General features: G+C 63.0%; 22 protein-coding genes and 2 riboswitches. Of the genes, 15 read left to right on the forward strand and 7 right to left on the reverse strand.

Annotated features, from left to right (window positions below):
- The gene (gene cobW / locus ACZ5BO_RS21850; protein WP_025130394.1) at positions 1-1,071 is read right to left on the reverse strand and encodes a cobalamin biosynthesis protein CobW; all 1,071 of its coding nucleotides are present in this window, start codon (positions 1,069-1,071) and stop codon (positions 1-3) included.
- Between the two features lie 98 nt (positions 1,072-1,169).
- A riboswitch (cobalamin riboswitch) is annotated at positions 1,170-1,382 on the reverse strand.
- Between the two features lie 96 nt (positions 1,383-1,478).
- Positions 1,479-1,704: riboswitch (cobalamin riboswitch) on the forward strand.
- A 96-nt stretch (positions 1,705-1,800) separates the two neighbouring features.
- On the opposite strand from cobW, the gene ACZ5BO_RS21855 reads away from it, so the two are divergent.
- The 4 genes from ACZ5BO_RS21855 (at position 1,801) to cobM (ending at position 3,941) form a co-directional block, all read left to right on the forward strand.
- Positions 1,801-1,989, forward strand: a complete 189-nt coding sequence (locus ACZ5BO_RS21855) for a CbtB domain-containing protein (protein ID WP_025130393.1) — start codon at positions 1,801-1,803, stop codon at positions 1,987-1,989.
- 11 nt (positions 1,990-2,000) lie between these two features.
- The gene (locus ACZ5BO_RS21860) at positions 2,001-2,702 is read left to right on the forward strand and encodes a CbtA family protein (protein ID WP_464696448.1); all 702 of its coding nucleotides are present in this window, start codon (positions 2,001-2,003) and stop codon (positions 2,700-2,702) included.
- The gene (locus tag ACZ5BO_RS21865) at positions 2,699-3,112 is read left to right on the forward strand and encodes a cobalamin biosynthesis protein (RefSeq protein WP_025130391.1); all 414 of its coding nucleotides are present in this window, start codon (positions 2,699-2,701) and stop codon (positions 3,110-3,112) included. The genes ACZ5BO_RS21860 and ACZ5BO_RS21865 overlap by 4 nt, the downstream gene beginning before the upstream one ends.
- Before the next feature lie 82 nt (positions 3,113-3,194).
- The gene (gene cobM, locus ACZ5BO_RS21870; protein ID WP_464696449.1) at positions 3,195-3,941 is read left to right on the forward strand and encodes a precorrin-4 C(11)-methyltransferase; all 747 of its coding nucleotides are present in this window, start codon (positions 3,195-3,197) and stop codon (positions 3,939-3,941) included.
- Between the two features lie 630 nt (positions 3,942-4,571).
- On the opposite strand, the gene nfuA is transcribed toward cobM, so the two are convergent.
- Together nfuA and ACZ5BO_RS21880 are read right to left on the reverse strand one after the other, a co-directional pair.
- Positions 4,572-5,156 carry a Fe-S biogenesis protein NfuA gene (nfuA, locus tag ACZ5BO_RS21875; protein WP_025130389.1) on the reverse strand — a complete coding sequence of 195 codons (585 nt, stop codon included), beginning with the start codon at positions 5,154-5,156 and terminating at the stop codon, positions 4,572-4,574.
- A gap of 141 nt (positions 5,157-5,297) precedes the next feature.
- Positions 5,298-7,589: a fatty acid cis/trans isomerase gene (locus ACZ5BO_RS21880; RefSeq protein WP_464696450.1), complete on the reverse strand. Its 2,292-nt coding sequence runs from the start codon at positions 7,587-7,589 to the stop codon at positions 5,298-5,300.
- Positions 7,590-7,743: 154 nt separating this feature from the next.
- On the opposite strand from ACZ5BO_RS21880, the gene metH reads away from it, so the two are divergent.
- Positions 7,744-11,454 carry a methionine synthase gene (gene metH, locus ACZ5BO_RS21885; protein WP_025130387.1) on the forward strand — a complete coding sequence of 1,237 codons (3,711 nt, stop codon included), beginning with the start codon at positions 7,744-7,746 and terminating at the stop codon, positions 11,452-11,454.
- A 143-nt stretch (positions 11,455-11,597) separates the two neighbouring features.
- Positions 11,598-11,819, forward strand: coding sequence for a DUF2970 domain-containing protein (locus tag ACZ5BO_RS21890; RefSeq protein ID WP_025130386.1), 222 nt, complete (start codon positions 11,598-11,600; stop codon positions 11,817-11,819).
- Between the two features lie 7 nt (positions 11,820-11,826).
- Here ACZ5BO_RS21890 and ACZ5BO_RS21895 read toward each other — a convergent pair whose 3' ends face one another.
- Positions 11,827-12,912, reverse strand: a complete 1,086-nt coding sequence (locus tag ACZ5BO_RS21895) for an ABC transporter substrate-binding protein (RefSeq protein ID WP_464696451.1) — start codon at positions 12,910-12,912, stop codon at positions 11,827-11,829.
- A 596-nt stretch (positions 12,913-13,508) separates the two neighbouring features.
- On the opposite strand from ACZ5BO_RS21895, the gene ACZ5BO_RS21900 reads away from it, so the two are divergent.
- Both ACZ5BO_RS21900 and ACZ5BO_RS21905 read left to right on the forward strand, forming a co-directional pair.
- On the forward strand, positions 13,509-15,167 hold the full coding sequence (locus ACZ5BO_RS21900; RefSeq protein WP_025130384.1) for a nitrite/sulfite reductase: 1,659 nt from the start codon (positions 13,509-13,511) through the stop codon (positions 15,165-15,167).
- On the forward strand, positions 15,151-15,645 hold the full coding sequence (locus ACZ5BO_RS21905; RefSeq protein WP_011061942.1) for a DUF934 domain-containing protein: 495 nt from the start codon (positions 15,151-15,153) through the stop codon (positions 15,643-15,645). The genes ACZ5BO_RS21900 and ACZ5BO_RS21905 overlap by 17 nt, the downstream gene beginning before the upstream one ends.
- Positions 15,646-16,151: 506 nt before the next feature.
- On the opposite strand, the gene sohB is transcribed toward ACZ5BO_RS21905, so the two are convergent.
- Positions 16,152-17,186: a protease SohB gene (gene sohB / locus ACZ5BO_RS21910; RefSeq protein WP_464696452.1), complete on the reverse strand. Its 1,035-nt coding sequence runs from the start codon at positions 17,184-17,186 to the stop codon at positions 16,152-16,154.
- 203 nt (positions 17,187-17,389) lie between these two features.
- Between sohB and ACZ5BO_RS21915 the strand changes: the two genes are divergently transcribed.
- The 5 genes from ACZ5BO_RS21915 to ACZ5BO_RS21935 all read left to right on the forward strand — a co-directional run bounded on the left by ACZ5BO_RS21915 (position 17,390) and on the right by ACZ5BO_RS21935 (position 22,326).
- Positions 17,390-18,100: a histidine phosphatase family protein gene (locus ACZ5BO_RS21915; protein WP_025130382.1), complete on the forward strand. Its 711-nt coding sequence runs from the start codon at positions 17,390-17,392 to the stop codon at positions 18,098-18,100.
- A 51-nt stretch (positions 18,101-18,151) separates the two neighbouring features.
- On the forward strand, positions 18,152-18,466 hold the full coding sequence (locus ACZ5BO_RS21920) for an SCP2 sterol-binding domain-containing protein (protein ID WP_011061945.1): 315 nt from the start codon (positions 18,152-18,154) through the stop codon (positions 18,464-18,466).
- Between the two features lie 261 nt (positions 18,467-18,727).
- Positions 18,728-20,446 carry a hydrogenase maturation protein gene (locus tag ACZ5BO_RS21925; protein ID WP_025130381.1) on the forward strand — a complete coding sequence of 573 codons (1,719 nt, stop codon included), beginning with the start codon at positions 18,728-18,730 and terminating at the stop codon, positions 20,444-20,446.
- A 106-nt stretch (positions 20,447-20,552) separates the two neighbouring features.
- Positions 20,553-21,443, forward strand: a complete 891-nt coding sequence (locus ACZ5BO_RS21930; RefSeq protein ID WP_464696453.1) for a phosphotransferase family protein — start codon at positions 20,553-20,555, stop codon at positions 21,441-21,443.
- Positions 21,444-21,564: 121 nt separating this feature from the next.
- Positions 21,565-22,326, forward strand: a complete 762-nt coding sequence (locus ACZ5BO_RS21935) for a hypothetical protein (RefSeq protein ID WP_464696454.1) — start codon at positions 21,565-21,567, stop codon at positions 22,324-22,326.
- A gap of 32 nt (positions 22,327-22,358) precedes the next feature.
- On the opposite strand, the gene ACZ5BO_RS21940 is transcribed toward ACZ5BO_RS21935, so the two are convergent.
- Positions 22,359-24,986: an MGH1-like glycoside hydrolase domain-containing protein gene (locus tag ACZ5BO_RS21940; protein WP_464696455.1), complete on the reverse strand. Its 2,628-nt coding sequence runs from the start codon at positions 24,984-24,986 to the stop codon at positions 22,359-22,361.
- Positions 24,987-25,184: 198 nt separating this feature from the next.
- Between ACZ5BO_RS21940 and ACZ5BO_RS21945 the strand changes: the two genes are divergently transcribed.
- Complete coding sequence (locus tag ACZ5BO_RS21945; RefSeq protein WP_464696456.1) at positions 25,185-25,460, forward strand: hypothetical protein; 276 nt, start codon at positions 25,185-25,187, stop codon at positions 25,458-25,460.
- Between the two features lie 346 nt (positions 25,461-25,806).
- Entirely contained in the window at positions 25,807-26,076 is a 270-nt protein-coding gene (locus ACZ5BO_RS21950) for a hypothetical protein (RefSeq protein WP_464696457.1), read from the forward strand.
- A gap of 189 nt (positions 26,077-26,265) precedes the next feature.
- On the opposite strand, the gene ACZ5BO_RS21955 is transcribed toward ACZ5BO_RS21950, so the two are convergent.
- The gene (locus ACZ5BO_RS21955; RefSeq protein ID WP_025130375.1) at positions 26,266-26,553 is read right to left on the reverse strand and encodes a hypothetical protein; all 288 of its coding nucleotides are present in this window, start codon (positions 26,551-26,553) and stop codon (positions 26,266-26,268) included.
- Positions 26,554-26,584: the final 31 nt, after the last annotated feature.

Consider the following 26,584-nt stretch of genomic DNA (forward strand, 5'->3'; position numbering starts at 1 on the left):
TTAGACGCTGAGGGCAGCGCGCAGCTGGGCTTCCAGCTGGGCGGCGTCCAGTTCCTGGCCGATCAGCACCAGGCGCGTGGTGCGGGCCTCATCGGCGCCCCACTTGCGGTCGAAGTGCTTGTCGAAACGGGTGCCCACGCCCTGGATCAACAGGCGCATCGGCTTGTTGGGGATGGCAGCGAACCCCTTGACCCGCAGGATGCCGTGCTTGACCACCAGCTGGGTCAGGGCGTCCAGCAGCAGGCTTTCATCGGCTTGCGGCAGTTCGATGGAGATCGAGTCGAAGGCATCGTGATCATGGTCGTCGTGATCGTCATCGCCGTCGTGGTGATGGTCGTGGTGGCTGTGGCGGCTGTCGATGTGTTCCTCGGAGCCGGCTCCCACGCCCAGCAGCACGTCCAGGGGCAGGCGCCCGCTGCTGGCTTCGATGACCTTGACCGCCGGCGGCAGCTCCTCGGCCACTTCCAGGCGGACCTTGGCCAGGTCTTCGGGGCTGATCAGGTCGGTCTTGTTGAGGATCACCAGGTCGGCGCTGGACAGCTGGTCGGCGAACAGCTCATGCAGGGGCGATTCGTGGTCCAGGTTGGGGTCGAGCTTGCGCTGGGCGTCCACCTGGTCGGGGAAGGCGGCGAAGGTGCCGGCGGCCACCGCCGGGCTGTCGACCACAGTGATCACTGCGTCGACGGTGCAGGCGCTGCGGATTTCCGGCCACTGGAAGGCCTGGACCAGGGGCTTGGGCAGGGCCAGGCCGGAGGTTTCGATGAGGATGTGGTCCAGGTCGCCACGGCGCGCCACCAGTTCACGCATCACCGGGAAGAACTCTTCCTGCACGGTGCAGCACAGGCAGCCGTTGGCCAGCTCGTAGACCCGGCCGCTGGCCTCTTCCTCGGTGCAGCCGATGGAGCACTGCTTGAGGATCTCGCCGTCGATGCCCAGCTCGCCGAATTCGTTGACGATCACTGCAATGCGCCGGCCCTGGGCGTTGTCCAGCATGTGCCGCAGCAAGGTGGTCTTGCCCGAGCCAAGGAAGCCGGTGACGATGGTGACAGGGAGTTTGGCCAGTGTTTTCATCGGATGCCCTTTTGGCAAAGCAGGTGGGCAAACGGGACGAGAGCCGCAGCGCCAGGCGCACGGAGATTTCGCCACCGGATCACCCCGCCCGGTTGTAGTGAGAATCTTGGATCGAGGCAGGTCTCCTGGCTGAGGGCTGGCCGGTCGTTGGCACCGGCGCTTGCTGCGCCTTCCCGCCGGCGTCGTCGACGCTCGTGCAGTGGCCTTGCAGCAATCAAACCCTTCACAGTTGCGGGGGCAGCCGCGGCATCGACCGCGTTCCCTTCTTAGCTTCGACCCCTGGCCGAAGAACCTCGAAGGCGCAAGGCTACGCAGAGCGCGGGAGACGGTCAATCGGCAATGCGCCGACCAGCCGGCACCTGCGCCTGCGTTCATGGCAATTGACGCCCCTGCCCCGCCCATGATTTGCTACGCGCCTTGTTACGGGTGCCCTTCACAGGGTGAAACGGGAAACCGGTGAATCACGTGCTTTACTACAAAGTCGTGACCAGTCCGGTGCTGCCCCCGCAACGGTAAGCGAGCGAAGTGTCGAATCCACTGTGCCAAGGCATGGGAAGGCGACACTTGCCGGCACGGCATGACACTGCCCTGCCCCTCGCAAGCCCGGAGACCGGCCCGCAACACACAGATAACAAACCCGCGGTGGGCGGGCGCTGTTGCAAACCCTGCGTGGCCGTCACGCGGGGTTTTCCTGCGCCGCTCCCCGCCGACACTCCAAAGGGAAGCGCCATGTCGATCATCAGCAGCACCAGCCATACCACCACCAGCACCTCCACCCTGAGCCAGCGCCTGGTGGCCGCCATCGGTGCCTCGATCCTGGGCGCGTGCCTGGTGTACTTCGCCGGTTTCTCCCATATCGAAGCGGTGCACAACGCTGCCCACGATACCCGCCACAGCGCCGCGTTCCCTTGCCACTGAGGCCTGCCGAGATGATCAAGCGTATCGCGCAAACCGCAGGTTTCACCGGGCTGCTGGCCGCCCTGCTGCTGACCCTGCTGCAAAGCTTCTGGGTCGCCCCGTTGATCCTCCAGGCGGAAACCTATGAAAAGGCCCCCGCGGCCGAAGTCCATGAACACGCCGAGGGCGCCATGGCCGGGCATAGCCACGACGCCGAAGCCTGGGAACCGGAAGACGGCTGGCAGCGCGTGCTGTCCACCACCGGCGGCAACCTGGTGGTGGCAGTGGGTTTTGCCCTGATGCTGGCCGGGCTCTACACCCTGCGCGCACCTAACCGCACCTCCCAGGGGCTGCTCTGGGGCCTGGCCGGCTACGCCACCTTCTGCCTGGCGCCCACCCTGGGGCTGCCACCGGAATTGCCGGGCACCGCGGCCGCCGATCTGGTGCAGCGCCAGGTCTGGTGGGTCGGCACCGCCGCCTCCACCGCCGTGGGCATCGCGCTGATCGTGTTCGCCCAGAACTGGCTGCTGAAGATCCTGGGTGCGGCCATCATCGCCGTCCCTCATGTGATCGGCGCGCCACAGCCGGAAGTGCACTCCATGCTGGCTCCCGAAGCCCTGGAAGCGCAGTTCAAGATCGCCTCGCAACTGACCAATGCCGCGTTCTGGCTGGCCCTGGGGCTGATCAGCGCCTGGCTGTTCCGGCGCAAGGGTGCGGCCCCGTACTCGGCATGAGTGATTCAAGCGCAGCGCCGACCCTGGTGGTCGGCCTGGGTTGCCAGAAAGGCTGCCCGGTGACCACGCTGCGCGCCTTGCTCGACCAGGTCCTGGCGGCACACCAGTTGCAGACCGCGCAGGTCTTGGCCCTGGCCAGCATCGACCTCAAGCGCAACGAGCCCGGCCTGCTGCAACTGGCGGAGCAACTGGAACTGCCGCTGACCTGTTTCAGCAGCAGTCAACTCGCCCCCTACGCCCTGCGCCTGAGCCATCGCTCGCAGATCGCCTTCGAGCGTACCGGCTGCTACGGCGTGGCCGAAAGCGCTGCCCTGGCCCTGGCCGAGCACCTGCATCAGCAGCCCGCCAGGCTCTGGGTGCCCCGCCAGAAATACGCCCAGGCCACCCTGGCATTGGCCGCCTGCCGGTAGAATCGCCGATAATCCCCGCCCTCGATCATGAGCAATCTTCATCTGAAGCGGCGCTACCGCCTTTTTTTCACAGGAAACAGCCATGACTGTCTACTTCATCGGTGCCGGTCCCGGCGACCCCGAATTGATCACCGTCAAGGGCCTGCGCCTGATCCAGCGTTGCCCGGTGATCATCTACGCCGGCTCCCTGGTGCCCCAGGCGGTGCTTGAAGGGCATCACGCCGAACGGCTGGTCAACAGCGCCGAACTGCACTTGGAACAGATCATCGAAGTGATCAAGCAAGCCCATGACCAGGGCCAGGATGTGGCCCGGGTGCATTCCGGCGACCCGAGCCTGTACGGCGCCATCGGCGAGCAGATCCGCTGCCTGCGGGAGCTGGGCATTGCCTTCGAGATCATCCCCGGGGTCACCGCCACCGCCGCCTGCGCCGCGTTGCTGGGGGCCGAACTGACCCTGCCGGACGTGTCCCAGAGCGTGATTCTCACCCGCTATGCCGACAAGACCGCGATGCCGGCCGGCGAGGAGTTCGCCAGCCTGGCGGCCCATGGCGCGACCATGGCGATCCACCTGGGGGTCAATCACCTACCGAAGATCGTCGCCGAACTGCTGCCGCACTACGGCGCCGACTGCCCGATTGCCGTGGTGCACCGCGCCACCTGGCCGGATCAGGACTGGGCCCTGGGAACCCTGGCGGACATCGTCGATCAGGTGGCGGCCAAGGGCTTCCGGCGCACGGCACTGATCCTGGTGGGCCGGGTGCTGGCCACCGATGCATTCAGCGAATCCTCGCTGTACCGCGCCGGGCACGCCCACCTCTACCGCCCCTGAGCCCACCTGCCCACCCGTAGGAGCTGGCTTGCCAACGAAGGCATCCTCGGTATCGGTGCAAGGCTCGAGGGCCCATTCGCCGGCAAGCCGGCTCCTACGAGGTTGCGCGCCTCCCATCATTGCCGCGCTGGACGCTTTGTAGGAGCTGGCTTGCCAGCGAAGGCGTCTTCGGTATCGGTGCAGGGCTCAAGGGCCTATTCGCCGGCAAGCCGGCTCCTACGAGGTTGGGTGCCGCCCATCATTGCCGTGCCTGACACCTTGTAGGAGCTGGCTTGCCAGCGAAGGCGTTCTCGGTATCGGTGCAGGGCTCGAGGGCCCATTCGCCGGCAAGCCGGCTCCTACGAGGTTGGGGGCCTCCCTTCATTGCCGCGCTGGACGCTTTGTAGGAGCTGGCTTACCAGCGAAGGCGTTCTCGGTATCGGTGCAAGGCTCAAGGGCCTATTCGCCGGCAAGCCGGCTCCTACGAGGTTGGGCGCCTCCCATCATTGCCGTGCCTGACACCTTGTAGGAGCTGGCTTGCCAGCGAAGGCGTCTTCGGTATCGGTGCAAGGCTCAGGGCCTATTCGCCGGCTTGCGGCATAAAAAAACGGCGCTCACGGGGCGCCGTTTTTTCAAGTCGCAGCGAACGCCTTAGTAGTAGGCGTTTTCTTTCTGCGTGTGGTCAGTGACGTCACGAACGCCCTTGAGCTCGGGGATGCGCTCAAGCAAGGTGCGCTCGATGCCTTCCTTCAGGGTCACATCGGCCTGGCCGCAACCCTGGCAACCACCGCCGAACTGCAGGACGGCAATGCCATCCTCCACCACCTCGATCAGGCTGACCTGGCCGCCATGGCTGGCCAGGCCCGGGTTGATCTCGGTTTGCAGGTAGTAGTTGATCCGCTCGTTGATCGGGCTGTCGGCATTGACCATCGGCACCTTGGCGTTGGGCGCCTTGATGGTCAATTGGCCGCCCATGCGATCGGTGGCGTAGTCGACCACCGCATCATCGAGGAAACCTTCGCTGAAGGCGTCGATGTAGGCGGTGAAACTCTTCAGGCCCAGGGCCTTGTCTTCGGGTTTCTCTTCGCCCGGCTTGCAGTAGGCGATGCAGGTCTCGGCGTACTGAGTCCCTGGCTGGGTGATGAAAATGCGGATGCCAATCCCCGGGGTGTTCTGCTTGGATAGCAGATCAGCCAGATAATCGTGGGCGGCGTCGGTAATGGTTATGGCGCTCATGGTGGTTCCTCGCAGACGTGGGCGCAGTTTACGCCAATCGACGCCGCTGACAAAGTCCTAGTATTTTTGTCGGGATAGACCTTGGTAGGGGCCGCCCACGACCCCGCCAGCAGCGGCCCGTGGGCGGACAACGACGGTCTATCAGAGGTTTTCGTAGCGGTTCATGTCCAGGACACCCGCTTCTATCGGATCGGTTTCCTGCAGATAGCGGGTCTGATCGTGAAAGTACTGCCAGAACTGCGGGTGACTGCGACGAATGCCCCAGCGCTCCACCACTTTCTCGAAACTCGCGCCATCGCGGGCTTGCTGCATGGCCTGGACAAAATCCGGCACCTGCTCGGCCGGAACGTTGAACATGAAGTTCGGGTAGCTGCTGAGAATACCCGGGTAAATGGTCAGGGTGTCCAGGCCTGGCTGGTAGCGCAAGGATTCGCCGAGCATGAAGGCCACGTTACTGTGGGCGCGGTTGCGCATCATGCTGTAGAACTCGCGCTTGCCGCTCAGGGTCTGGATCCGCAGCAAGGTCGTTTCCGGTAACTGGTCGATGACCTTGAGCCCCGCTGCCGGACGCGACGCCAGGCGGCTCAGGGCCTGTTCGGCATCCTGCAGCGCCGGGTCGATATTGGGTCGCGAGCAGTAGGCGCTGTCACAGCGGTTGATCGGGTCCGGCTTGGCGTTGAGGTCGCCATAGCGGGCCAACAACTGGTTGGCGAAATCCTTTTTCGGGTCCTTGAGGTCAAGCTTGAGAGCGCTGCGCTTGTCGTCGTCGATGGACTCGTAATCCAGCCACATCTTGAACTTGCCGCTGTTCTGGTACCAATCGTCGAGGAAATCCTCGCGGGTGCCGGCGGGCATCAGGCGCAGGAAGTTCTGCTCCGCGCCATTGCGGATCAGGTCGAAGTACAGCCGGGTCTGGGCCTGGTGCGAGACGTTGCCGAACACGTCGAAGTTCACCGCCAATTGATAGTAGGTGCGCTCCAGCAGCGGGTAGTCGAACAGCCACATCGTCTGCGGCACTTCACCGATCAGGCCCTTGGTCACCGAGGCACTGTCGAAGTGACGGAAAATGCTCAGCAGCGCGTTGTCGTTGCCGGCCCACAGGGTCGACCAACTGGGCGCTGGAGCATCGGCATAGGAGTCACGGCGCAGGACCTCGTACTCGTTGCGCTTGTCGCGGTAGGACAACCACAGGCCCAGCACGCTGCCGACATCGTCGTTCTGCCCAGGCATGGCCAGCAGCGGCGTGGCCTGGCCGCGATACGCCGGATCAGTGATGTAGAGGTCGTGTTCCGGCGCCTGGAACAATGCCCAGAAGTTGTCGCGGATCACGTCGGTAGCGATCTGCCCGCGGCACACCGGGCCGCGGATAAAGGTGCGCACGAAGTATTCCGCGTTATCCAGCATGAACTGGTAGCGGGCCTTGGCCGGGATCGCCTCGAAGGTCTCGAACGGGTTGGCCCGGCGACCCGGGCCGTAGCCCGGCAACGCAGTGACCTGCCAGTCGCCGCTGTAGAACAGGGTCTTGACCCGGGCCATCTTCGCCGCGCTCAGCGGGTAGGTGATGTGGGTCTTGTGCACGATCACCCCTTGCACCGGCCACAGGCGGTAGTAGACCTGGGTGCCCGGATCGTCGTTGGGGCGACGGGTGTTGATCAGGTCGATCGGCTGGCCGCTGGGGGTCCGCGAACGTACCCACTGGAAGAAGTGGCCCGGCTCGCCCCCCTCGAAATAGAGGTGAGCCAGGAACAGGTGCTCATAGAGCCAGCGCGCCACCAGGCTTTCCCGGGCGCCGGGGGCGTTGAGCAGGTTTTCCCACTGGCTCACCTGCAGCGCCTCACGGGCGCTGGGGGCCAGGCCCTGCTCATCGATCGGCGCGCCCGAGGCCAGCCAGCGCTGCAAGGTCTGGTATTGCTGGTCGGTCAGGCCGGTCACCGCCAGGGGCATGCCTTCCTTGGGATGGGCGCTGGCGTAACCGTCGAACTCGGCAGGCTGGGCGCACATGTTCTCGCGATTCAGGCCCAGCACGATCTCGCTGGGCAGCTTGGCGTTGGGTTGCAGCGGGGTGCGGTGCCCGAGCTCCAGCATCCGCGCCATCAGCGCGGCCTGGCTGCCCTGGGCATCGAGTACCGAATAGAAACCCTGGCGCTGCCAGGCGGCCTTGCCGAATCCATCGTAGAACAGCCGCGTGGGGGCCTGGGCCTTGCTGCGTTCGCCGTCGTACACCGGGATCTTCGAGGCACCGCGAGCAGCCCCCTCGCCACTGCCCAGGTTGAGCTGGCAGGCGGAGTCGTAGCAGGCATGGCAGGCCACGCACTTCTCGGTAAAGATCGGCTGGACATCACGGGTGTAGGAAATCGCCGGCGCCGGACCTTGCGCCATGCACAGTGAACTGAAAAGCAGCACCACGCTGCTGACGACAAAACGATACGGCATGTCCCTGGTCCCGAAAATGAAAAACGCCGCGATTCTACCGGTCTGGCCCGCCGGCCAACATGAGCGATATTCATGCAAAAACCGGCCATGCTGCAAAACCATGCAGGTTTGCTATGATCCACGCCCTTCGTAATGGCCTTACCGGGTAGTTCTCATGTCTGATCGCAGTGCTCGCCTCCATGCTCTTCAACAAGCCCTCAAAGAGCGCATCCTGATTCTCGATGGCGGCATGGGCACCATGATCCAGAGCTACAAGCTCGAAGAACAGGACTACCGTGGCAAGCGTTTCGCCGACTGGCCCAGCGACGTCAAGGGCAACAACGACCTGTTGGTGATCACCCGTCCGGACGTGATCGGTGGCATCGAAAAAGCCTATCTCGATGCCGGCGCCGACATCCTGGAAACCAACACCTTCAACGCCACGCGCATTTCCATGGCCGATTACGGCATGGAAGAACTGGCCTACGAATTAAACGTAGAGGGCGCACGACTGGCACGCAAGGTGGCCGACGCCAAGACCCAGGAGAACCCGGACAAACCACGTTTCGTCGCCGGCGTCCTGGGCCCGACCAGCCGCACCTGCTCGCTGTCGCCGGACGTCAACAACCCCGGCTACCGCAACGTCACCTTCGATGAACTGGTGGAAAACTACACCGAGGCCACCAAGGGCCTGATCGAGGGCGGCGCCGACCTGATCCTGATCGAGACCATCTTCGACACCTTGAACGCCAAGGCGGCGATCTTCGCCGTACAGGGCGTGTTCGAGGAACTGGGCATCGAGTTGCCGATCATGATTTCCGGGACCATCACCGACGCCTCCGGCCGCACCCTGTCCGGGCAGACCACCGAAGCCTTCTGGAACTCCGTGGCCCACGCCAAGCCGATCTCGGTGGGCCTGAACTGCGCCCTGGGCGCCCGTGAACTGCGCCCTTACCTGGAAGAGCTGTCGAACAAGGCCAGCACCCACGTCTCGGCCCACCCCAACGCCGGCCTGCCCAACGAATTCGGCGAGTACGACGAACTGCCGGAAGAAACCGCCAAGGTCATCGAGGAGTTCGCCCAGAGCGGCTTCCTCAACATCGTCGGCGGCTGCTGTGGCACCACCCCGGGGCACATCGGCGCCATCGCCAAGGCCGTGGCCGGCTACGCCCCGCGGCAGATCCCGGAGATCCCCAAGGCCTGCCGCCTGTCGGGCCTGGAACCCTTCACCATCGATCGCAACTCGCTGTTCGTGAACGTCGGCGAGCGGACCAACATCACCGGTTCGGCGAAATTCGCCCGGCTGATCCGCGAGGACAACTACACCGAGGCCCTGGAAGTCGCCCTGCAGCAGGTGGAAGCCGGCGCCCAGGTGATCGACATCAACATGGACGAGGGCATGCTGGATTCGAAGAAGGCGATGATCACCTTCCTCAACCTGATTGCCGGCGAACCGGACATCTCCCGGGTGCCGATCATGATCGACTCCTCCAAATGGGAAGTGATCGAAGCCGGCCTCAAATGCATCCAGGGCAAGGGCATCGTCAACTCCATCAGCATGAAGGAAGGCGTCGAGCAGTTCATCCACCACGCCAAGCTGTGCAAGCGCTACGGCGCCGCCGTGGTGGTGATGGCCTTCGACGAGGTCGGCCAGGCCGACACCGAGGCGCGCAAGAAGGAAATCTGCAAGCGCTCCTACGACATCCTGGTCAACGAAGTGGGCTTCCCGCCGGAAGACATCATCTTCGACCCGAACATCTTCGCCGTGGCCACCGGCATCGAGGAACACAACAACTACGCGGTTGATTTCATCAACGCCTGCGCCTACATCCGCGACGAGCTGCCCTACGCCCTGAGCTCCGGTGGCGTGTCCAACGTGTCGTTCTCGTTCCGCGGCAACAACCCGGTGCGCGAGGCGATCCACTCGGTGTTCCTGCTGTATGCGATCCGCAACGGCCTGACCATGGGCATCGTCAACGCCGGCCAGCTGGAGATCTATGATCAGATCCCGCAGCAGCTGCGTGATGCGGTGGAAGACGTGGTGCTCAACCGCACGCCGAACGGCACCGATGCGCTGCTGGCCATCGCCGACCAGTTCAAGGGCGACGGCAGCGTCAAGGAAGCGGAAACCGAGGAATGGCGCAGCTGGGAAGTCAACAAGCGCCTGGAGCATGCCTTGGTCAAGGGCATCACCACCCACATCGTCGAAGACACCGAAGAATCGCGCCAGAGCTTCAGCCGCCCGATCGAAGTGATCGAAGGCCCGCTGATGTCCGGCATGAACGTGGTCGGCGACCTGTTCGGCGCGGGCAAGATGTTCCTGCCCCAGGTGGTGAAATCCGCCCGGGTGATGAAGCAGGCGGTGGCTCACCTGATCCCCTTCATCGAACTGGAGAAAGGCGACAAGCCGGAAGCCAAGGGCAAGATCCTCATGGCCACGGTCAAGGGCGACGTGCACGACATCGGCAAGAACATCGTCGGCGTGGTGCTCGGCTGCAACGGCTATGACATCGTCGACCTCGGGGTCATGGTGCCGGCGGAGAAGATCCTCCAGGTGGCCAAGGAGCAGAAGTGCGACATCATCGGCCTGTCCGGGCTGATCACCCCGTCCCTGGACGAGATGGTCCATGTCGCCCGGGAAATGCAGCGCCAGGATTTCCACCTGCCGCTGATGATCGGTGGTGCCACCACCTCCAAGGCCCACACCGCGGTGAAGATCGAGCCCAAGTACAGCAATGATGCGGTGGTCTATGTGACCGACGCCTCGCGCGCCGTGGGCGTGGCCACCCAGCTGCTGTCCAAGGAACTCAAGGCCGGCTTCGTCGACAAGACCCGCGAGGAATACGTCGAGGTGCGCGAGCGCACCGCCAACCGCAGCGCCCGCACCGAGCGCCTGAGCTACGCCGCGGCCATCGCCAAGAAGCCGCAGTTCGACTGGAGCAGCTACCAGCCGGTCAAGCCGACCTTCACCGGCGCTCGGGTACTGGACAATATCGACCTCAAGGTACTGGCCGAGTACATCGACTGGACGCCGTTCTTCATCTCCTGGGACCTGGCCGGCAAGTTCCCGCGCATCCTCGACGACGAAGTGGTGGGCGAAGCCGCTACCGCGCTGTACAAGGACGCCCGGGAGATGCTCGACAAGCTGATCGACGAGAAGCTGATCAGCGCCCGCGCGGTGTTCGGCTTCTGGCCGGCCAACCAGGTGCAGGACGACGACCTGGAAGTCTATGGTGACGACGGCCAGCCACTGGCGCGCCTGCATCACCTGCGCCAGCAGATCATCAAGACCGACGGCAAGCCGAACTTCTCCCTGGCGGACTTCGTCGCGCCCAAGGACAGCGGCATCACCGACTACGTTGGCGGCTTCATCACCACCGCCGGGATCGGCGCCGAAGAAGTGGCCAAGGCCTACCAGGACGCCGGCGACGACTACAACTCGATCATGGTCAAGGCCCTGGCCGACCGCCTGGCCGAGGCCTGCGCCGAGTGGCTGCACCAGCAGGTGCGCAAAGACTATTGGGGTTATGCCAAGGACGAAGAGCTGGACAACGAGGCGCTGATCAAGGAGCAGTACAGCGGCATCCGCCCGGCCCCGGGCTACCCGGCCTGCCCCGATCACACCGAGAAGAGCACCCTGTTCGCCCTGCTCGACCCCGAGGCATCCGAAGGCCGTGCCGGCCGCAGCGGCGTGTTCCTCACCGAGCACTTCGCCATGTTCCCGGCGGCGGCGGTCAGCGGCTGGTACTTCGCCCACCCCCAAGCGCAGTACTTCGCCGTGGGCAAGGTCGACCAGGACCAGGTGCAGAGCTACACCGCGCGCAAGGGCCAGGACCTGGCCGTGAGCGAGCGCTGGCTGGCACCGAACCTGGGTTACGACAACTGACCCGGGTTCTGCAGGAGCCGGCTTGCCGGCGAAGGCGGTCCTCGATCGAGGCTTCTTCGCTGGCAAGCCAGCTCCGACACTAGCCCGCCATCAGCGGCGGCATTGTCTATGCTCTGTTGACACTCCACCGTGTCGAGGGATTTATGGACGATCCAAGCAAGGACAATCAGCCTCCGACCTTCCTGCAGATGTTGCAAAGCGTGCTGGCCGCCGCCTTCGGCGTACAGAGCGGGAAGAACCGCGCCCGCGACTTCAGCCACGGCAAGCCCAGCCACTTCATTGTGCTGGGCATCCTGTTCACCACCCTCTTCGTCCTGGTGCTGCTGGGCATTGCCAAGCTGGCGATGCACCTGGCGGGAGTCTGAACCGGCGTTATCGCAGCAGTAGCTGCAATCCGAAGGGATAACGGTAGCTGTCCGGCTTGCCTTGGGCGGACAGCCCGCGAAAATCGAACCGGGCCCCGATCTGATCACCCTTTTCCAGCAATTGCTGAGCCTGGGTACGGGTCAGTGCCTGGAACAGCGACAACTGCCAGTTCGGACCGCCCAAACGCCGAGCATCCAGCCCCAGGGCATCATCGTGAATCACCACCATGGCCCAGCCGCCGAGGGTGAAGTGCCCGGCCACCAGCACTGACAATTGCCCGTCGATAAACGCCCGCAAGGCCTCCGGCGAACTGTTGACTCCGCTGAAAAGCAGATCCACGCCCGGCTTGCGCCCCACCTCCCGGGCAGCCTCCATCGCCCCCAGGGCCATTTCATCGTTGGCCGACCAGATCAGCTGTGTTTGCGGATAGCGCCGGAGCAACTGTTCCGCCTGCCGGTAGGCTCGCTCGCGGTTCCACTCGCCATAGACCAGTTGGCGCAAATGCACCTCGGGGTGCTCGGCCAGGGCCCGGTGCAGGCCCTGCTCGCGCAGTTGCGCCGAGGGCGTGACCTTGAGGCCGGAGAACGCCAGCAGATCGAGGGTCTGGCCTTCGGGCACAGGGCCGTGCTTGCGCAGCAGCTCCTTGAGCATCTGGTAGCCGGCCTCCTCGTCATCGCCCACCATGCTGGCGAACCACTCGGCATAGATGTGCTGGCTTTGGCCGATCAATTCGCGCTGATCCAGGGTCAAGGGGCTGTTGACGATAAACAGCTTGATTCCGGAGCCTTGGGACAAACGCAGGATTTGCGGCGCGATGTACTGCTCGTTCACCAGGATCAGGTAATCGGGCTTCTGCGCGCTCTGGAACAGCTCGCGAGCCTGCTCCAGGGTCTTTTGCGGGTCACGCTCGGCATAGAGAATGCTCAAGTCCATGTCCAGGCTGCGGGCGGCGGCCTGCATGAAGTGCGAGTAGCTGACCCAGAAGGTTTCCGTCGAGTTGCCGGGATTGAGAAACACCACCGATGTCGCCTGAGCCACCGTCCAGAACGGCAGACTCAGCCAAAACACACACCTGCACAGCACCTTGAACATGACGAGAAGAGCCCCAGAATTAACCCAGGCAGTATAACGGGCAAAATACTGGCCAATGACGGCAAATTGTCATGATTGTCCGACAATCCAGGCTCTTTTATTCACTTAACTACTGGTGGCTGACCCAAAACACGGCCGTACCCACGACCAGTATGATCAGAAAGAGAATGGCCCAAGCATCAACACTGCTGTCGCTTTTCCTCACTTTGGTTGGATGAGTCATAGCATCGCCTCTAATTGGATTTTTCGGTGACTGCTCTAAAGACACGCCCACAGTTAAGCCCAGGATTGCCCCCATCACAAATGTGGGTACTCACAACCCCCTACCGTTAGTCGTTTTGGTTCTTTGCATATACTAAAACTTCACTTTTGCGCATAACCGCAAGCTGGTATCGTTCGGCGGCTCCGATCGGAGTGCGCGGCCGTGCGCGCAGATTTGCTGACATGGGTGGCGTTGAGCGAAAACGAAGGCAGGACGAGGTGAAACCGGCAGCCAAGCCGGGTCGATCAGGCCCAGGCACCGCGTAGAAGACGTTCACCGCAGTATTTGCCAAGTGCCGCTTGTGCGCCACCTGTAGCCTGAGAACTGGACCTATATGTACGTATACGACGAGTACGATCAGCGGATCATCGAGGACCGCGTCAAGCAGTTCCGTGATCAGACCCGACGCTATCTGGCAGGCGAGCTGAGCGAAGAAGAATTCCGCCCCCTGCGCCTGCAGAATGGCCTCTATATCCAACGTTTTGCCCCGATGCTGCGGGTCGCCGTGCCTTACGGCCAACTGACCTCGCGCCAGGCGCGGATGATGGCCAAGATCGCCCGCGACTATGACAAGGGCTACGCCCACATCAGTACCCGGCAGAACGTGCAGTTCAACTGGCCGGCCCTGGAAGACATCCCGGACATCCTCGCCGAGCTGGCCACCGTGCAGATGCACGCCATCCAGACCAGCGGCAACTGCCTGCGCAACGTCACCACCGACCAGTTCGCCGGTGTCGCTGCCGACGAGTTGATCGACCCGCGTCCGTGGTGCGAGATCGTCCGTCAATGGACCACCTTCCACCCTGAATTCGCCTACCTGCCGCGCAAGTTCAAGATCGCCATCAATGGCTCGACCTCCGACCGCGCGGCCATCGAAGTCCATGACATCGGCCTGGAGCCGGTGTACAACGCCGCCGGCGAGCTGGGCTTCCGGGTCTTGGTGGGTGGCGGCCTGGGCCGTACCCCGGTGGTCGGCGCGTTCATCAACGAGTTCCTGCCGTGGCGGGACCTGTTGAGCTACCTCGACGCCATCCTGCGGGTCTACAACCGCTATGGCCGTCGCGACAACAAGTACAAGGCGCGGATCAAGATCCTGGTCAAGGCCCTGACCCCCGAAGTGTTCGCCGAGAAGGTCGAGGCGGAAATGGCCCACCTGCGGGGTGGCCAGACCACCCTCACCGATGCCGAAGTGCACCGGGTGGCCAAGCACTTCGTCGACCCGGACTACAAGACCCTGCCCAGCCAGGACGCAGAACTCGCGGCCCTGGACAAAGAGCACCCGGGCTTCGCCCGTTGGCGCGTGCGCAACACCCTGGCCCACAAGAAGCCGGGCTATGTAGCCGTGACCCTGTCGCTCAAGCCCACTGGCGTAGCGCCGGGGGACGTCACCGACAAGCAGTTCGACGCCATCGCCGACCTGGCCGACCGTTACAGCTTCGGCCAGCTGCGCACCTCCCACGAGCAGAACATCATCCTCGCCGACGTCGAGCAGAGCCAACTGTTCACCCTGTGGGGCGAGTTGCGGGAAAACGGCTTCGCCACGCCGAACATCGGCCTTTTGACCGACATCATCTGCTGCCCGGGCGGCGACTTCTGCTCCCTGGCCAACGCCAAGTCGATCCCGATTGCCGAATCCATCCAGCGCCGTTTCGACGACCTGGACTACCTGTTCGACATCGGCGAGCTGGACCTGAACATCTCCGGTTGCATGAACGCCTGCGGTCACCACCACGTGGGCCACATCGGCATCCTCGGGGTCGACAAGAAAGGCGAGGAGTTCTACCAGGTGTCCCTGGGTGGCAGCGCCAGCCGCGACGCCAGCCTGGGCAAGATCCTCGGCCCGTCCTTCGCCCAGGAAGCCATGCCCGACGTGATTTCGAAGCTGATCGACGTGTACGTGGAACAACGTACCGAAGACGAACGCTTCATCGACACCTATCAACGTATTGGCATCGACCTCTTCAAGGAGCGCGTCTATGCAGCGAATCATTAAGAACAACGAGGTCATCGACGAAACCTGGCACCTGCTGCCCAAGGACGCGACCCTCGACGGCATCTCCAACTGCGACGACCTGATCGTGCCGCTGGCCCTGTGGCGCGAGCACGCTCATGCCCTCAAGGCCCGCGATGGCGGCCTCGGCGTGTGGCTGGATGCGGACGAAGAAGCCGAAGAAATCGGTGACGACGTCGAGCAGTTCCAGGTGATAGCCCTGAACTTCCCGGCCTTCACCGATGGCCGCAACTACTCCAACGCCCGCCTGCTGCGTGACCGCTACGGCTACAAGGGCGAGTTGCGAGCCATTGGCGACGTACTGCGCGACCAGTTGTTCTACCTGCACCGCTGCGGCTTCGATGCCTACGCGCTGCGGGCCGACAAGGACCCCTACGAAGCCCTGGAAAGCCTCAAGGACTTCTCGGTGACCTACCAGGCCGCCACCGACGAACCGCTGCCGCTGTTCCGTCGTCGCTAAACCCTGGTGCCAACAAAAAGCCCTGAAGCGGGAAACCGCTTCAGGGCTTTTTTGTATCCGCCTCTGCCTCCGACCGACCGTAGGAGCCGGCTTGCCGGCGAAGGGGCCTTCGAACCTTGTACAAGCCTTGCGACCGCCTTCGCTGGCAAGCCAGCTCCTACAGCACAGGCCCACAAACGACGCACTCCCCGTAGGAGCCGGCTTGCCGGCGAAGGGGCCTTCGAACCTTGCACAAACCTTGCGACCGCCTTCGCTGGCAAGCCAGCTCCTACAGCACAGCCCCACAAACACGCACTCTCCGTAGGAGCCGGCTTGCCGGCGAAGCGGCCCTCGAACCTTGCACAAACCTTGCGACCGCCTTCGCTGGCAAGCCAGCTCCTACAGCTCAGGCCCACAAACGACGCACTCTTCGTAGGAGCCGGCTTGCCGGCGAAGGGGCCTTCGAACCTTGTACAAACCTTGCGACCTCATTCGCTGGCAAGCCAGCTCCTACAAAGCCCGCGGGGTTACCAGAAGCGCTGCTGGGTCAGGCGACTCCACCAGGTCAGCAGCACGCGGTCGATGGAACCGCTGGCCGCCAGCCCTACCCGCTCCTGCAGGCTCTTGCGCTCGGCATAGTGCAGGTGGAAGACCTCAGCGTTCCTGGCCTTGTCCGCCAGGTATTCGTCACTGGTCTGCAACTCGTCCACCAGCAGCTTTTCCTGCGCCGCCACCCCCAGCCAGACTTCACCGGTGGCCACTTCATCAATGGCCAGTTGCGGGCGATAGCGGGAGACGAAGTTCTTGAACAGCTGATGGGTGACGTCCAGGTCTTCCTGGAACTTCTCCCGGCCCTTCTCGGTGTTTTCGCCAAACACCGTCAGGGTGCGCTTGTACTCACCAGCGGTGAGCACCTCGAAATCGATGTCGTGCTTCTTCAGCAGGCGGTTGACGTTGGGCAACTGGGCCACCACGCCAATGGAGCCGAGGATGGCGAACGGCGCGCTGATAATCTTTTCGCCGATGCAAGCCATCATGTAGCCGCCGCTGGCCGCCACCTTGTCGATGCACACCGTCAGCGGCACTCCGGCCTGGCGGATACGCGCCAGCTGCGACGAGGCCAACCCGTAGCTGTGGACCATGCCGCCACCGCTCTCCAGACGCAGCACCACTTCATCCTTGGGCGTGGCCAGGCTCAGCAGGGCAGTGATTTCGTGGCGCAGGCCTTCGGTGGCCGAGGCCTTGATGTCGCCATTGAAGTCCAGCACGAAGACCCGTGGCTTGACCTCGGCCGGTTGTTTCTTCTGCTTCTTCTGGCTCTTTTCGGCCTTGCTCTTGGCCTTGCGCAGGGCCTTGAGCTGATCCTTGTCCAGCAGGCTCTGCTCCAGGCGCTCGCGCAGGTCCTTGTAGAAATCATTCAGCTTGCTGACCTGCAACTGCCCCACACCCTTGCGCCGGCCCTTGCTGCGCAGCGCAGCGGCGGTGATCAGCACCACCAGGATGGCGACCACCAGGGTCACAGTCTTGGCCAGGAAACTGGCGTATTCGGCGATAAACTCCACAGGGACTCCTCAAACATGGACCGCTGCCAACGAGCGGCGTAATGGGCTCAAGCATACCGGCGTGACCGGTCGGCCACCAGTCGGGAAACCTTGTGTAACCAAGCTCCAACAATCATTTCAAACAAGCGTATGTTTTTTCATTGACAGCTTCCCGGCATCCTCATAACCTCGCAAAACTTTCAACGTACCGGGATGACGCGGACGTGGGCAGCATCTACTTGATTCGACATGGCCAGGCCTCCTTCGGTGCAGACGACTACGACGTGCTGTCGGCCACTGGCGTACGCCAGGCGGCGCTGCTTGGCGAGCACCTGGCCGAGCTGGGCCTGAGCTTCGATCGCTGCCTGTCCGGCGACCTGCGCCGCCAGCAACACACCGCGCAAGCCGCCCTGGAGCAGATGAGCGCCGCCGGGGCCCCCAGCCCGCAGCTGGAAATCGACACGGCCTTCAATGAGTTCGACGCCGATGCCGTCATCCGCGCCCTGCTGCCCGACCTGCTGGCGCAAGAACCCGATGCCGTGAATATCCTGCGCAATGCCGCGCAGAACCGCGCCGAGTTCCAGCGCATCTTCGCCCTGATCATCCAGCGCTGGCTGGCCGGCACCTACGATCCGCCAGGCCTGGAAAGCTGGCTGGGCTTCGTCGAGCGGGTCCAGGGCGGCCTGCAGCGGATTCTCGAAGCCGCCAACAACCAGCAGAAGATCGCCGTGTTCACCTCTGGCGGCACCATCACCGCCCTGCTCCACCTGATTACCCGAATGCCGGCCGAACAGGCGTTCGAACTGAATTGGCAAATCGTCAACACCTCGCTCAACCTGCTGAAATTTCGCGGGCGCGAGGTGTCCCTGGCTTCCTTCAACGGTCATGCCCATCTGCAACTGTTGAAGGCCCCGGAGCTCATCACTTTCCGTTGAGCCCGGCTTACTGTGACCCTTGCTGTAACCACCCCATAAAAGGATCGAACCATGACCTCCGTAGCTGACGCCGTACAAGCCATGCAAGCCAAGTTCAACCCAGCTGCCGCTGCCGGCCTGGACCTGGTTTTCGGTTTCCGCATCGATGACTCCAAGCACTTCTCGCTGGTCGTCAAGGACAGCACCTGCGAACTCAAGGAAGGCGAGAACCCAGACGCCCAGGTCACCCTGGTGATGGACGGCGAAACCCTGGACGGTATCGTCAGCGGCGAAACCGACGGCATGCAGGCCTTCATGGGCGGCAAGCTGCGCGCCGAAGGCGACATGATGCTGGCGATGAAACTGAGCGAGCTGTTCCCAGCCTAAGACCGCGCAAGGTCCGGCTGTACCCGAATCCCGCCCCTGTGGCGGGATTCGTCGTTTCTGGCTGGCGCAACCGCTCTGGCCCGTGCCTTTGCCCTGAATCAATACCGCTGGGCAGCTGGCATTTCAGGCGAGACGCTTGATTGATCTCGGTCAGTTCCCCCTCCGCAACGCCCCTCTACTCTTGCGCCTTCCATCGCGGCCAGGGAAGGCTCAGCCGGAGCCACCTGCCATACCGCCATCACTCACGGAAGAGTCTGCATTATGCGATCACTGAAGATCATCCTGCTGTCCACCGCCTTCAACGGCCTGACCCAACGCGCCTGGCTCGACCTGCGCCACGCCGGGCACCGCCCCAGCGTCGTGTTGTTCACCAGCGAAGAGGAGGTCTGCCAGCAGATCGAGGACGCCAAGGCCGACCTGGTGATCTGCCCCTTCCTCAAGGACCGGGTCCCCCAGCAGCTGTGGAGCAACCCCAAGCGTCCAGTGGTGATCATCCACCCGGGCATCGTCGGCGACCGCGGCGCCAGCGCCCTGGACTGGGCCATCAGCAAGGAACTCAAGCGCTGGGGCGTCACCGCACTGCAGGCGGTGGAAGAAATGGACGCTGGGCCGATCTGGTCCACCCATGAATTCAACCTGCCGACCGGCCTGCGCAAGTCCGAGCTGTACAACGGCCTGGTGAGCGACGCCGCGATCCATTGCATCCGCGACGTGGTGGAGAAATTCCGCAACGGCTACACCCCCGAGCCCCTGGACTACGACAAGCCTTCCGTACTCGGCCGCCTGCAACCGAACATGAAACAGTGCGACCGCACCTTCAGCTGGCACGACTGCGCTCAGTTCATCAAGCGCAGCATCGACGCCGCCGACGGCCAGCCCGGGGTCCTGGCCAGCCTCGCCGGCGGCCAGTACTACGTGTACGACGCCCACCTGGATTCACGCAGCGGCATGCCCGGCCAACTGCTGGCGGTACACGACGATGCGGTGCTGGTGGCCTGCGGCGATCAAAGCCTGTGGATCGGCTCCCTACGCCTCAAGCCCCAGCCCGGCGAGGAAACCTTCAAGCGTCCGGCCCGCCACGTACTGGCCGAACGCCTGAACGAGGTGCCGGTCCTCGAATGGTCGGTGGCCAGCAGCCCGTTCAGTAGCGAACCGTACCAGCCAATCCGCTATCGCGAGTCGGGCAAGGTCGGCGAACTGACTTTCGAGTTCTACAACGGCGCCATGAGCACCGAACAGTGCCAGCGCCTGGTCGAGGCCCTGCGCTGGGCCAAGGCCCAGGACACCCAGGTACTGCTGGTACGTGGCGGGCGCGGCGCCTTCAGCAACGGTGTGCACCTCAACGTGATCCAGGCCGCTGAAGAGCCCGGCCTGGAAGCCTGGGCCAATATCCAGGCCATCGACGACGTCTGCCTGGAACTGCTGACCGCGCGGCAACTGGTGGTCAGCGGCCTGACCGGCAACGCCGGCGCCGGCGGACTGATGCTGGCCCTGGCGGCGGACATCGTCCTGGCCCGCGCCGACACCGTGTACAACCCCCATTACAAGAGCATGGGCCTGTACGGTTCCGAGTACTGGACCTACAGCCTGCCCCGCGCCGTCGGCCAGGCCATGGCCCGGCAACTGACCGAAGCCTGCCTGCCCATCAGCGCCCTCCAGGCCCTGCAGATGGGTATGGTCCAGGAGATCGGCCCGCGTTGCCCGGAAGAGTTCAGCCTGTGGCTGCTGCAGCGGGCCAACGCTGTGCTCAACGACCCGCGCTACCAGCACCTGCGCCAGCGCAAGCTGGACGCCGACCCGCAACTGATGCAGCACTGCCGCAATGCCGAGCTGGAGGAAATGCACATGGACATGGTGCAGAACCGCAAGGGCTTCGCCGAGAAATGCAGCAACTTCGTCTACAAGCGCAAGACCTGCTGCACTCCAGAGCGGCTGATCGAGGACTGGGCCAAACCCCAGGACATCGCCTTGGTGGGTTGATCCACCGCCTGCGCGGCAAGCTTCCAAAACACCGCCAGGCCACGTAGCATTCGCCGCCTTTTGCTGCCGCCCCCCAGGGGCGGCAGTGGTTTGCAAGGAGGCGATCATGCAGGACATTCCAGGCCACGCCACGTGGCGCAGTATCCAAGCACAGACCCTTGGCTGGTCCAGCGACCGGATCTTTCACATCGTCGATGAACAGGGCCAGCACCTGCTCCTGCGCACCAGTGATGCTGCCCAGTACGCCAGCAAACGCGACGAGTTCCAGTGGACCCGGCACCTGGCGGCGACCGGCATCGCCATGTCCCAGCCCCTGGCCTTCGGCCTGTTCGATTCAGGGCGCCAGGTCTACTCGCTGCTGTCGTGGATCGAAGGCCAGGACGGTGCGCAATGGGTCACCGAACAGCCCGCCGCAGCCTGCTATGAACTGGGCCTGCAAGCCGGCCGCACTCTCCAGCAGATCCACAGCGTTAATGCGCCCCCAGGCACTGCAAACGCCGAACAGCAGATGCGCGCCATCTACCGCAAGAAACTCGAACAGTACCGGGGTTGCGGCCATCAAGTGGCCCATGAACAAGACTTCCTGCAGTTTCTCGAACAGCACTTTCATCTGCTGGCCGACACACCCCTGGTGTTTCTCCATGGCGACTATCACCTGAGCAACATGATCGTCGGCGCCGATGAGCAGTTGTCGATCATCGACTTCAACCGCTACCGTTTCGGGGATCCGGCACGGGACTTCAACCGGCTGGCGCTGTTTTCCTGCAACCTCAGCCACGACTTCGCCCGCGGCCAGGTCGACGGCTACTGCGCTGGCCAGCCCGACTCTGTTTTTCTCACCCGCATGGCGTTCTACGCCGCGTTCGATACCTTCTTCAGCGTGCTCTGGGCCATGGCCTTCGGCGAGCAGGAAGTCCACGCCAGCCTGCAACGCACGCAAAAGGTCTGGGAGGACTTTGATGGTTTTTCCGGGCATGTGCCTCATTGGTATCGCTGATAGGCGACGCAGCCCGGCTTCCCCCGCTTGCTCGATCACAACAAAGAAAGCAGCTGCGATGATTTCGCCCCGCGCGGATCGCAGCCTTGAAGACACCATTGGAAAAATCTAAGGAAAGACCATGAACGCCAAGCTCAAGAACACAGAACACGCCCAGGAAAAGACCGCTAAAAGCCCGATTGCCTGGGGCATGATCGGCTCGGTGATTCTGGCCATCACCACGCCGTTCTTCTATTTGAACGGCAAGGCCTACCACGATGGTTACCTCGGCTACTTTCAGCTGGAAACCTCGATGTTTCCCATGGACACCTCCACCACCTTCGTCAACGCAGTTCTGGCCTGGTACCACGCCATGACCAACGGCTTGAAAGGCGGGTTGGAGTTCATCGGGCAGCACTGGCTGTGGGCTGCAATCGTCTGTGTGCTGAGCATTCTGGTGTTCGGCGGCTTCAACTATCTGATCGCCCTGTTCAACAAAAAACTCACGGACAACAAAGGGTCCGCCAAGCAGCCACAGGCCAGCACTCCCGCGCCGTCATTGTTCAGGGAGATAGGCAAATGCGCGCTGTACATCTTCATCCCCAGCTACGGCCTGTTTGTGACGATGTTTTTCATCTCTTTCATCTTGATGGTCACCATCACCCCCTTTGTGCTGATCGGCAAAGACTTGGCGGCCGAGGATCTGAAAAACGGCTTCAAGGACTCGCCCCAGGTGGCCGTCAACGACCCCGATGGGCATAAACGCACTTACCGGGTCATGCAGTGCTCGACAACCTTCTGCGCGCTGTACGCCGATGGGAAGGTGATCACGGTGCCGATCGCCACGCTGGATTGGGTGGTGTCGGATGTCGCGGAAAAACTCAAGGTGCAGCAAGCCAATTGAACACTGCGGCGCAACCTCCCCGGCTACCGCAACTAAGCTTGCAGCAGCAAGGCCACCAGCGCCGTCCAGCCGGTCTGGTGGCTGGCCCCCAGGCCGCGTCCGGTTTCGCCATGGAAGTATTCATGGAACAGCACCAGTTCCCGGTCCTCGGCCGCCACCTGCAACTGCGGGTAGCCGCTCATGGACGGCCTGCGCCCTTCCTCGTCCAGCAGGAACAAGCGCGTCAGGCGCTGGCTCAAGCCATCGGCGACTTCCGCCAACGACGCCAGGTACCCGGAACCCCGCGGGTATTCCACCGAAAAGTTGACGTCGTAGTAACGATGAAACTCGCGCAGGGATTCAATCAGCATGTAATTGATCGGCATCCACAGCGGCCCGCGCCAGTTGGAATTGCCGCCGTACAGCCGTGAATCGGATTCCGCCGGTTCGTAACGGGCGCACAACTGCTTGCCGTCCACCTGCAGGGCAAAGGGCTGCTCGAAAGCCTTGGACAGGGAGCGGATGCCAAATGCCGAGAGAAACTCGCTCTCATCGAGCATGCGCTTGAGCAGGTCCTTGGTGCGCTCGCCACGCAACAGCGCCAGAAGCATGCGGTTGCCCTTGCCCGGCTCGTACCAGCGCGACACCAGGCTCGCCAGGTCCGGCCGGTGGTGCATGAAACCCAGCAGGCGCTGGGCCAGGCCCGGCAGCCCCTCATGCTCGTGCTGCTCCAGCACCTGCACCGCGAACAGCGGCATCAGGCCGACGATGGAGCGCAAACGCAGCGGCTCGTTCTGCCCGTCGGGACGGTGCAGCACATCGTAGAAAAACTGGTCCTGCTCGTCCCACAGCCCCTCGGCGCTTTCGTCCACCCGGTTGATGGCCCCGGCGATATAGAGGAAGTGCTCGAAGAACTTCACCGCAATGTCCACGTACACCCCGTTGCGTTTGGCCAGCTCCAGGGCGATGCGCATCAGGTCCAGGGCGTAGGCCGCGACCCAGGCCGTGCCGTCGGCCTGATCCAGGGCGAAACCTTCAGGCAAGGCGGCGGAGCGGTCGAACAGGGCGATATTGTCCAGGCCGAGGAAACCGCCCTGGAACAGGTTGCGGCCCTCGGCGTCCTTGCGGTTGACCCACCAGGAAAAGTTCAGCAACAGCTTGTGGAAGATCCGTTCGAGAAAGTCCAGGTCGCCCTCACCCATCAGGGCCTTTTCCTGCTGGTAGACCCGCCAGCAGGCCCAGGCGTGCACCGGCGGGTTGGCATCGTCGAAACGCCACTCGTAGGCCGGCAGCTGGCCATTGGGGTGCATGAAGCGGTCCTTCACCAGCAACAGCAGCTGCTGCTTGGCGAAGGCCGGGTCGATCAGGGCAAAGGCCACGGCCTGGAAACCCAGGTCCCAGGAGGCGTACCAGGGGTATTCCCAGGTATCGGGCATGGAGACGATGTCGCAGTTGGACAGGTGCCGCCAATGGGTATTGCGCAGTTGCCCATGCTCGCTCGGTGGCGCCGGCTGCCCGGGATCGCCGTCGAGCCACTGGTTGACGTCGAAATAGTACAACTGCTTGGACCACAGCAGCCCGGCCAGGGCCTGACGCTGGACATTGCGCGCATCCGCGTCGGCAATGCCCTGCTGCAAGGCCGCGTAGAACTCATCGGCTTCGCGGCGGCGCTGCTCGAACAGGTTGCGCGCACTGACCTGCTCGCTGCCCGCCGGGGCAAAACGCAGGAACAGGCTCTTGCTCTCGCCGCCTGCCAGCTCCAGGACAAAGTGCGCCGCCACCTTGGTACCGCCATCGAAGGCCACGGCGTTGGCCTGGCCCTCGACCAGGTAGTCATTGATTCCGTCCTTGAACGGCCCCGGCGCAGAAAGCCCATCAAGCCTGGGAAAGTTGCTGTCGTTGTTGCAGAACAGCCACTGGCAGGGCTCGGCGCCCCAGGCAGTGATCTGCCGATCGGGCAATGGCCCATGCCGCGCCAGCACCCGGTCGCCCTCCAGGCGCAGGCTCGGCCGCGCTTCGCTGCCGCCCCAGCTCCAGGTGTTGCGCGCCCAGACCTGGGGCAGTACCCGCAGCCGCGCCGGCAAATGGAAACGGTTGTGCACGGTGATGTGCATGAAAATGTCATCGGCGGTGTGCTTGGCGTATTCCACCGTCACGTCGAAGTAGCGGTCGTCCTCGAAGACCCCGGTGTCGAGGATCTCGTACTCGGTGTCGTGCAGGCCGCGGCGGGCATTTTCCGCCACCAGGTCGGCGTAGGGAAAGGCGGCCTGGGGGTATTTGTAGAGCATGCGCATGTAGGCATGGCTGGGCACCCCGTCGAGGTAGAAATACAGCTCCTTGACGTCCTCACCGTGATTGCCCTCGGCGTTGTTCAGGCCGAACAGACGCTCCTTGAGAATGCTGTCGTGTTCATTCCACAGCGCCAGCCCCAGGCACCAGTGCTGGGCCTTGTCGGAAAACCCCGCCAGGCCGTCCTCACCCCAGCGGTAGGCGCGGCTGCGGGCGTGATCGTGAGGAAAATACTTCCAGGCGTCGCCGTCGGCGCTGTAGTCCTCGCGCACCGTGCCCCACTGCCGCTCGCTGAGGTAGGGACCCCACTGGCGCCAGTGCTCGGCCTCGCTGCCTTGCAGGCGCAGACCCTCAAGGGTATCGAGAATGCGGGTCGCAGGTTTTGCCGGCATGGGAGGTGTCCTTGGCCATGGGGGTGACTTGCAGTGTAGGAGCGGCCGGCCTCGGCGCCCCATGACAAATGTTTCATGGTACGAAGACCCGAGGCTCATTAACCGCTCGACAAACCCGGGCCAGAGCCATTGCGGCTAAATTTTCCGCGCCTGGCTCGTTATAATCGGCAACCCTTTTATGGCCATGCGGATTCAAAGATGTTCAGTTGCAAAGCGTTTTTCCCGGGTGTATTGCTCGCGGCAGCCCTCTCGGCCCAGGCTGAGGGCCTCGACCTGAGCTACCCGCAGCCCCCGCTGCCGGCCACGCCCACCCACGCCCCGACGCCCCAGAGCGACAGGCCGACACTCAAGCTGCAGTTCAAGCCGGCCATCAGCTACGAGCACAGTTGCAGCGGGCAATGCACCTACGAAACCAATATCGATCAGCTGCACGATCGCGAAACCCGCCACAGCGCAAGCGTCGGCTTCGACTGAGACGGGTCACTGAACCCGCGGGCGCTTGAGCCACACTCGCGCTCCTGAGTTCTACAGCAAACTCAGAAAGTCCTGCCCTGCCAGTGCCTTGTTCCGTTTTGGGGGGCATGCCTAAAGTTCCGGGTCGTGCTGATGACGATCGGGTTTGGCGACCCTGTGACCGTGTGCGAGAGCCCTGCGCTTGTTTGCAGGGCTTTTCGCATCCGTACGCTGCTTTATGGCGGCTGTACGCGGGAGACCTTCGGGTCTGCCGGCTCCCCGGTCCCGGTTCGCCAACCTGCGTACAGCTGCCACCCTTCGTTTGGCGACGATCCAGTGGCGCTCTCAACCGACCGAGGCGTTACTTATGAACAGATACATGCCGATCACCGGCCACGACTGCACCATCCCTTCCCTGCTGATCGATACCCAGGCCCCTGCCGACGTGCTCTACGAAGCGGCGGCCTATCGCATCCGCGCCGTCACTCAACTGCTGGAAAACTTTGCAGCCCGCCCCGACACCCCCGGCGATGCCGTGGTGCTGCAAGATCTGGCACTGATCTGCGCCATACCGCTGCGCGATGGCTGCGATGTACTGGATGTGCTGGGCCGCCAGCTGCAAGCGCAGCCACGCTGAACCTGTAGGAGCCGGCTTGCCGGCGAAGAGGCCCGCGAGTCTTGGGCAAACCTTTCCGCCCCCTTCGCTGGCAAGCCAGCTCCTACGAAAAGCCTTTCGTGTGCTGGATCTGTTGAGGCACCGTTTGCGGGCGAGGACCTGAGCCGAATGACAAGTTTGAAAAGCACTAAGCCGAGATCAGGGCATACCTTATCTGGCCTTACAGCTATCCAACTCACTTTGAGTGGTCAACGTTGTCGCTAAACCCAACCGATATTTACAGTAGGCAATTACTTTCTGCCTCTCCAGATCGCTTAACTCAGAGAGTGTTTTATCGTCTGACTCATAGGCAAAGATATTTTCAAACTCCATTTGAAAAGATGGATACCTCTTGATGAAAAACACTTTTTCCGGATAGGCATCCTCGATTTTCTCGTAGAACCCGATATACAGATAAGCGACTAGCAGGACAGATAAAATAAAGAATAGTTTTTTCATGAGCACAGTGGTTGAAGCTCCAACTCTCGAC

The organism is Pseudomonas sp. FFPRI_1 (genome assembly GCF_055384485.1).

Bases quoted from the DNA above. Each gene is read 5' to 3' on its own strand.
- cobW (WP_025130394.1), bottom strand. From the start codon at position 1,071: ATGAAAACACTGGCCAAACTCCCTGTCACCATCGTCACCGGCTTCCTT.
- ACZ5BO_RS21855 (WP_025130393.1), top strand. From the start codon at position 1,801: ATGTCGATCATCAGCAGCACCAGCCATACCACCACCAGCACCTCCACC.
- ACZ5BO_RS21860 (WP_464696448.1), top strand. From the start codon at position 2,001: ATGATCAAGCGTATCGCGCAAACCGCAGGTTTCACCGGGCTGCTGGCC.
- ACZ5BO_RS21865 (WP_025130391.1), top strand. From the start codon at position 2,699: ATGAGTGATTCAAGCGCAGCGCCGACCCTGGTGGTCGGCCTGGGTTGC.
- cobM (WP_464696449.1), top strand. From the start codon at position 3,195: ATGACTGTCTACTTCATCGGTGCCGGTCCCGGCGACCCCGAATTGATC.
- nfuA (WP_025130389.1), bottom strand. From the start codon at position 5,156: ATGAGCGCCATAACCATTACCGACGCCGCCCACGATTATCTGGCTGAT.
- ACZ5BO_RS21880 (WP_464696450.1), bottom strand. From the start codon at position 7,589: ATGCCGTATCGTTTTGTCGTCAGCAGCGTGGTGCTGCTTTTCAGTTCA.
- metH (WP_025130387.1), top strand. From the start codon at position 7,744: ATGTCTGATCGCAGTGCTCGCCTCCATGCTCTTCAACAAGCCCTCAAA.
- ACZ5BO_RS21890 (WP_025130386.1), top strand. From the start codon at position 11,598: ATGGACGATCCAAGCAAGGACAATCAGCCTCCGACCTTCCTGCAGATG.
- ACZ5BO_RS21895 (WP_464696451.1), bottom strand. From the start codon at position 12,912: ATGTTCAAGGTGCTGTGCAGGTGTGTGTTTTGGCTGAGTCTGCCGTTC.
- ACZ5BO_RS21900 (WP_025130384.1), top strand. From the start codon at position 13,509: ATGTACGTATACGACGAGTACGATCAGCGGATCATCGAGGACCGCGTC.
- ACZ5BO_RS21905 (WP_011061942.1), top strand. From the start codon at position 15,151: ATGCAGCGAATCATTAAGAACAACGAGGTCATCGACGAAACCTGGCAC.
- ACZ5BO_RS21920 (WP_011061945.1), top strand. From the start codon at position 18,152: ATGACCTCCGTAGCTGACGCCGTACAAGCCATGCAAGCCAAGTTCAAC.
- ACZ5BO_RS21925 (WP_025130381.1), top strand. From the start codon at position 18,728: ATGCGATCACTGAAGATCATCCTGCTGTCCACCGCCTTCAACGGCCTG.
- ACZ5BO_RS21930 (WP_464696453.1), top strand. From the start codon at position 20,553: ATGCAGGACATTCCAGGCCACGCCACGTGGCGCAGTATCCAAGCACAG.
- ACZ5BO_RS21935 (WP_464696454.1), top strand. From the start codon at position 21,565: ATGAACGCCAAGCTCAAGAACACAGAACACGCCCAGGAAAAGACCGCT.
- ACZ5BO_RS21940 (WP_464696455.1), bottom strand. From the start codon at position 24,986: ATGCCGGCAAAACCTGCGACCCGCATTCTCGATACCCTTGAGGGTCTG.
- ACZ5BO_RS21945 (WP_464696456.1), top strand. From the start codon at position 25,185: ATGTTCAGTTGCAAAGCGTTTTTCCCGGGTGTATTGCTCGCGGCAGCC.
- ACZ5BO_RS21950 (WP_464696457.1), top strand. From the start codon at position 25,807: ATGAACAGATACATGCCGATCACCGGCCACGACTGCACCATCCCTTCC.
- ACZ5BO_RS21955 (WP_025130375.1), bottom strand. From the start codon at position 26,553: ATGAAAAAACTATTCTTTATTTTATCTGTCCTGCTAGTCGCTTATCTG.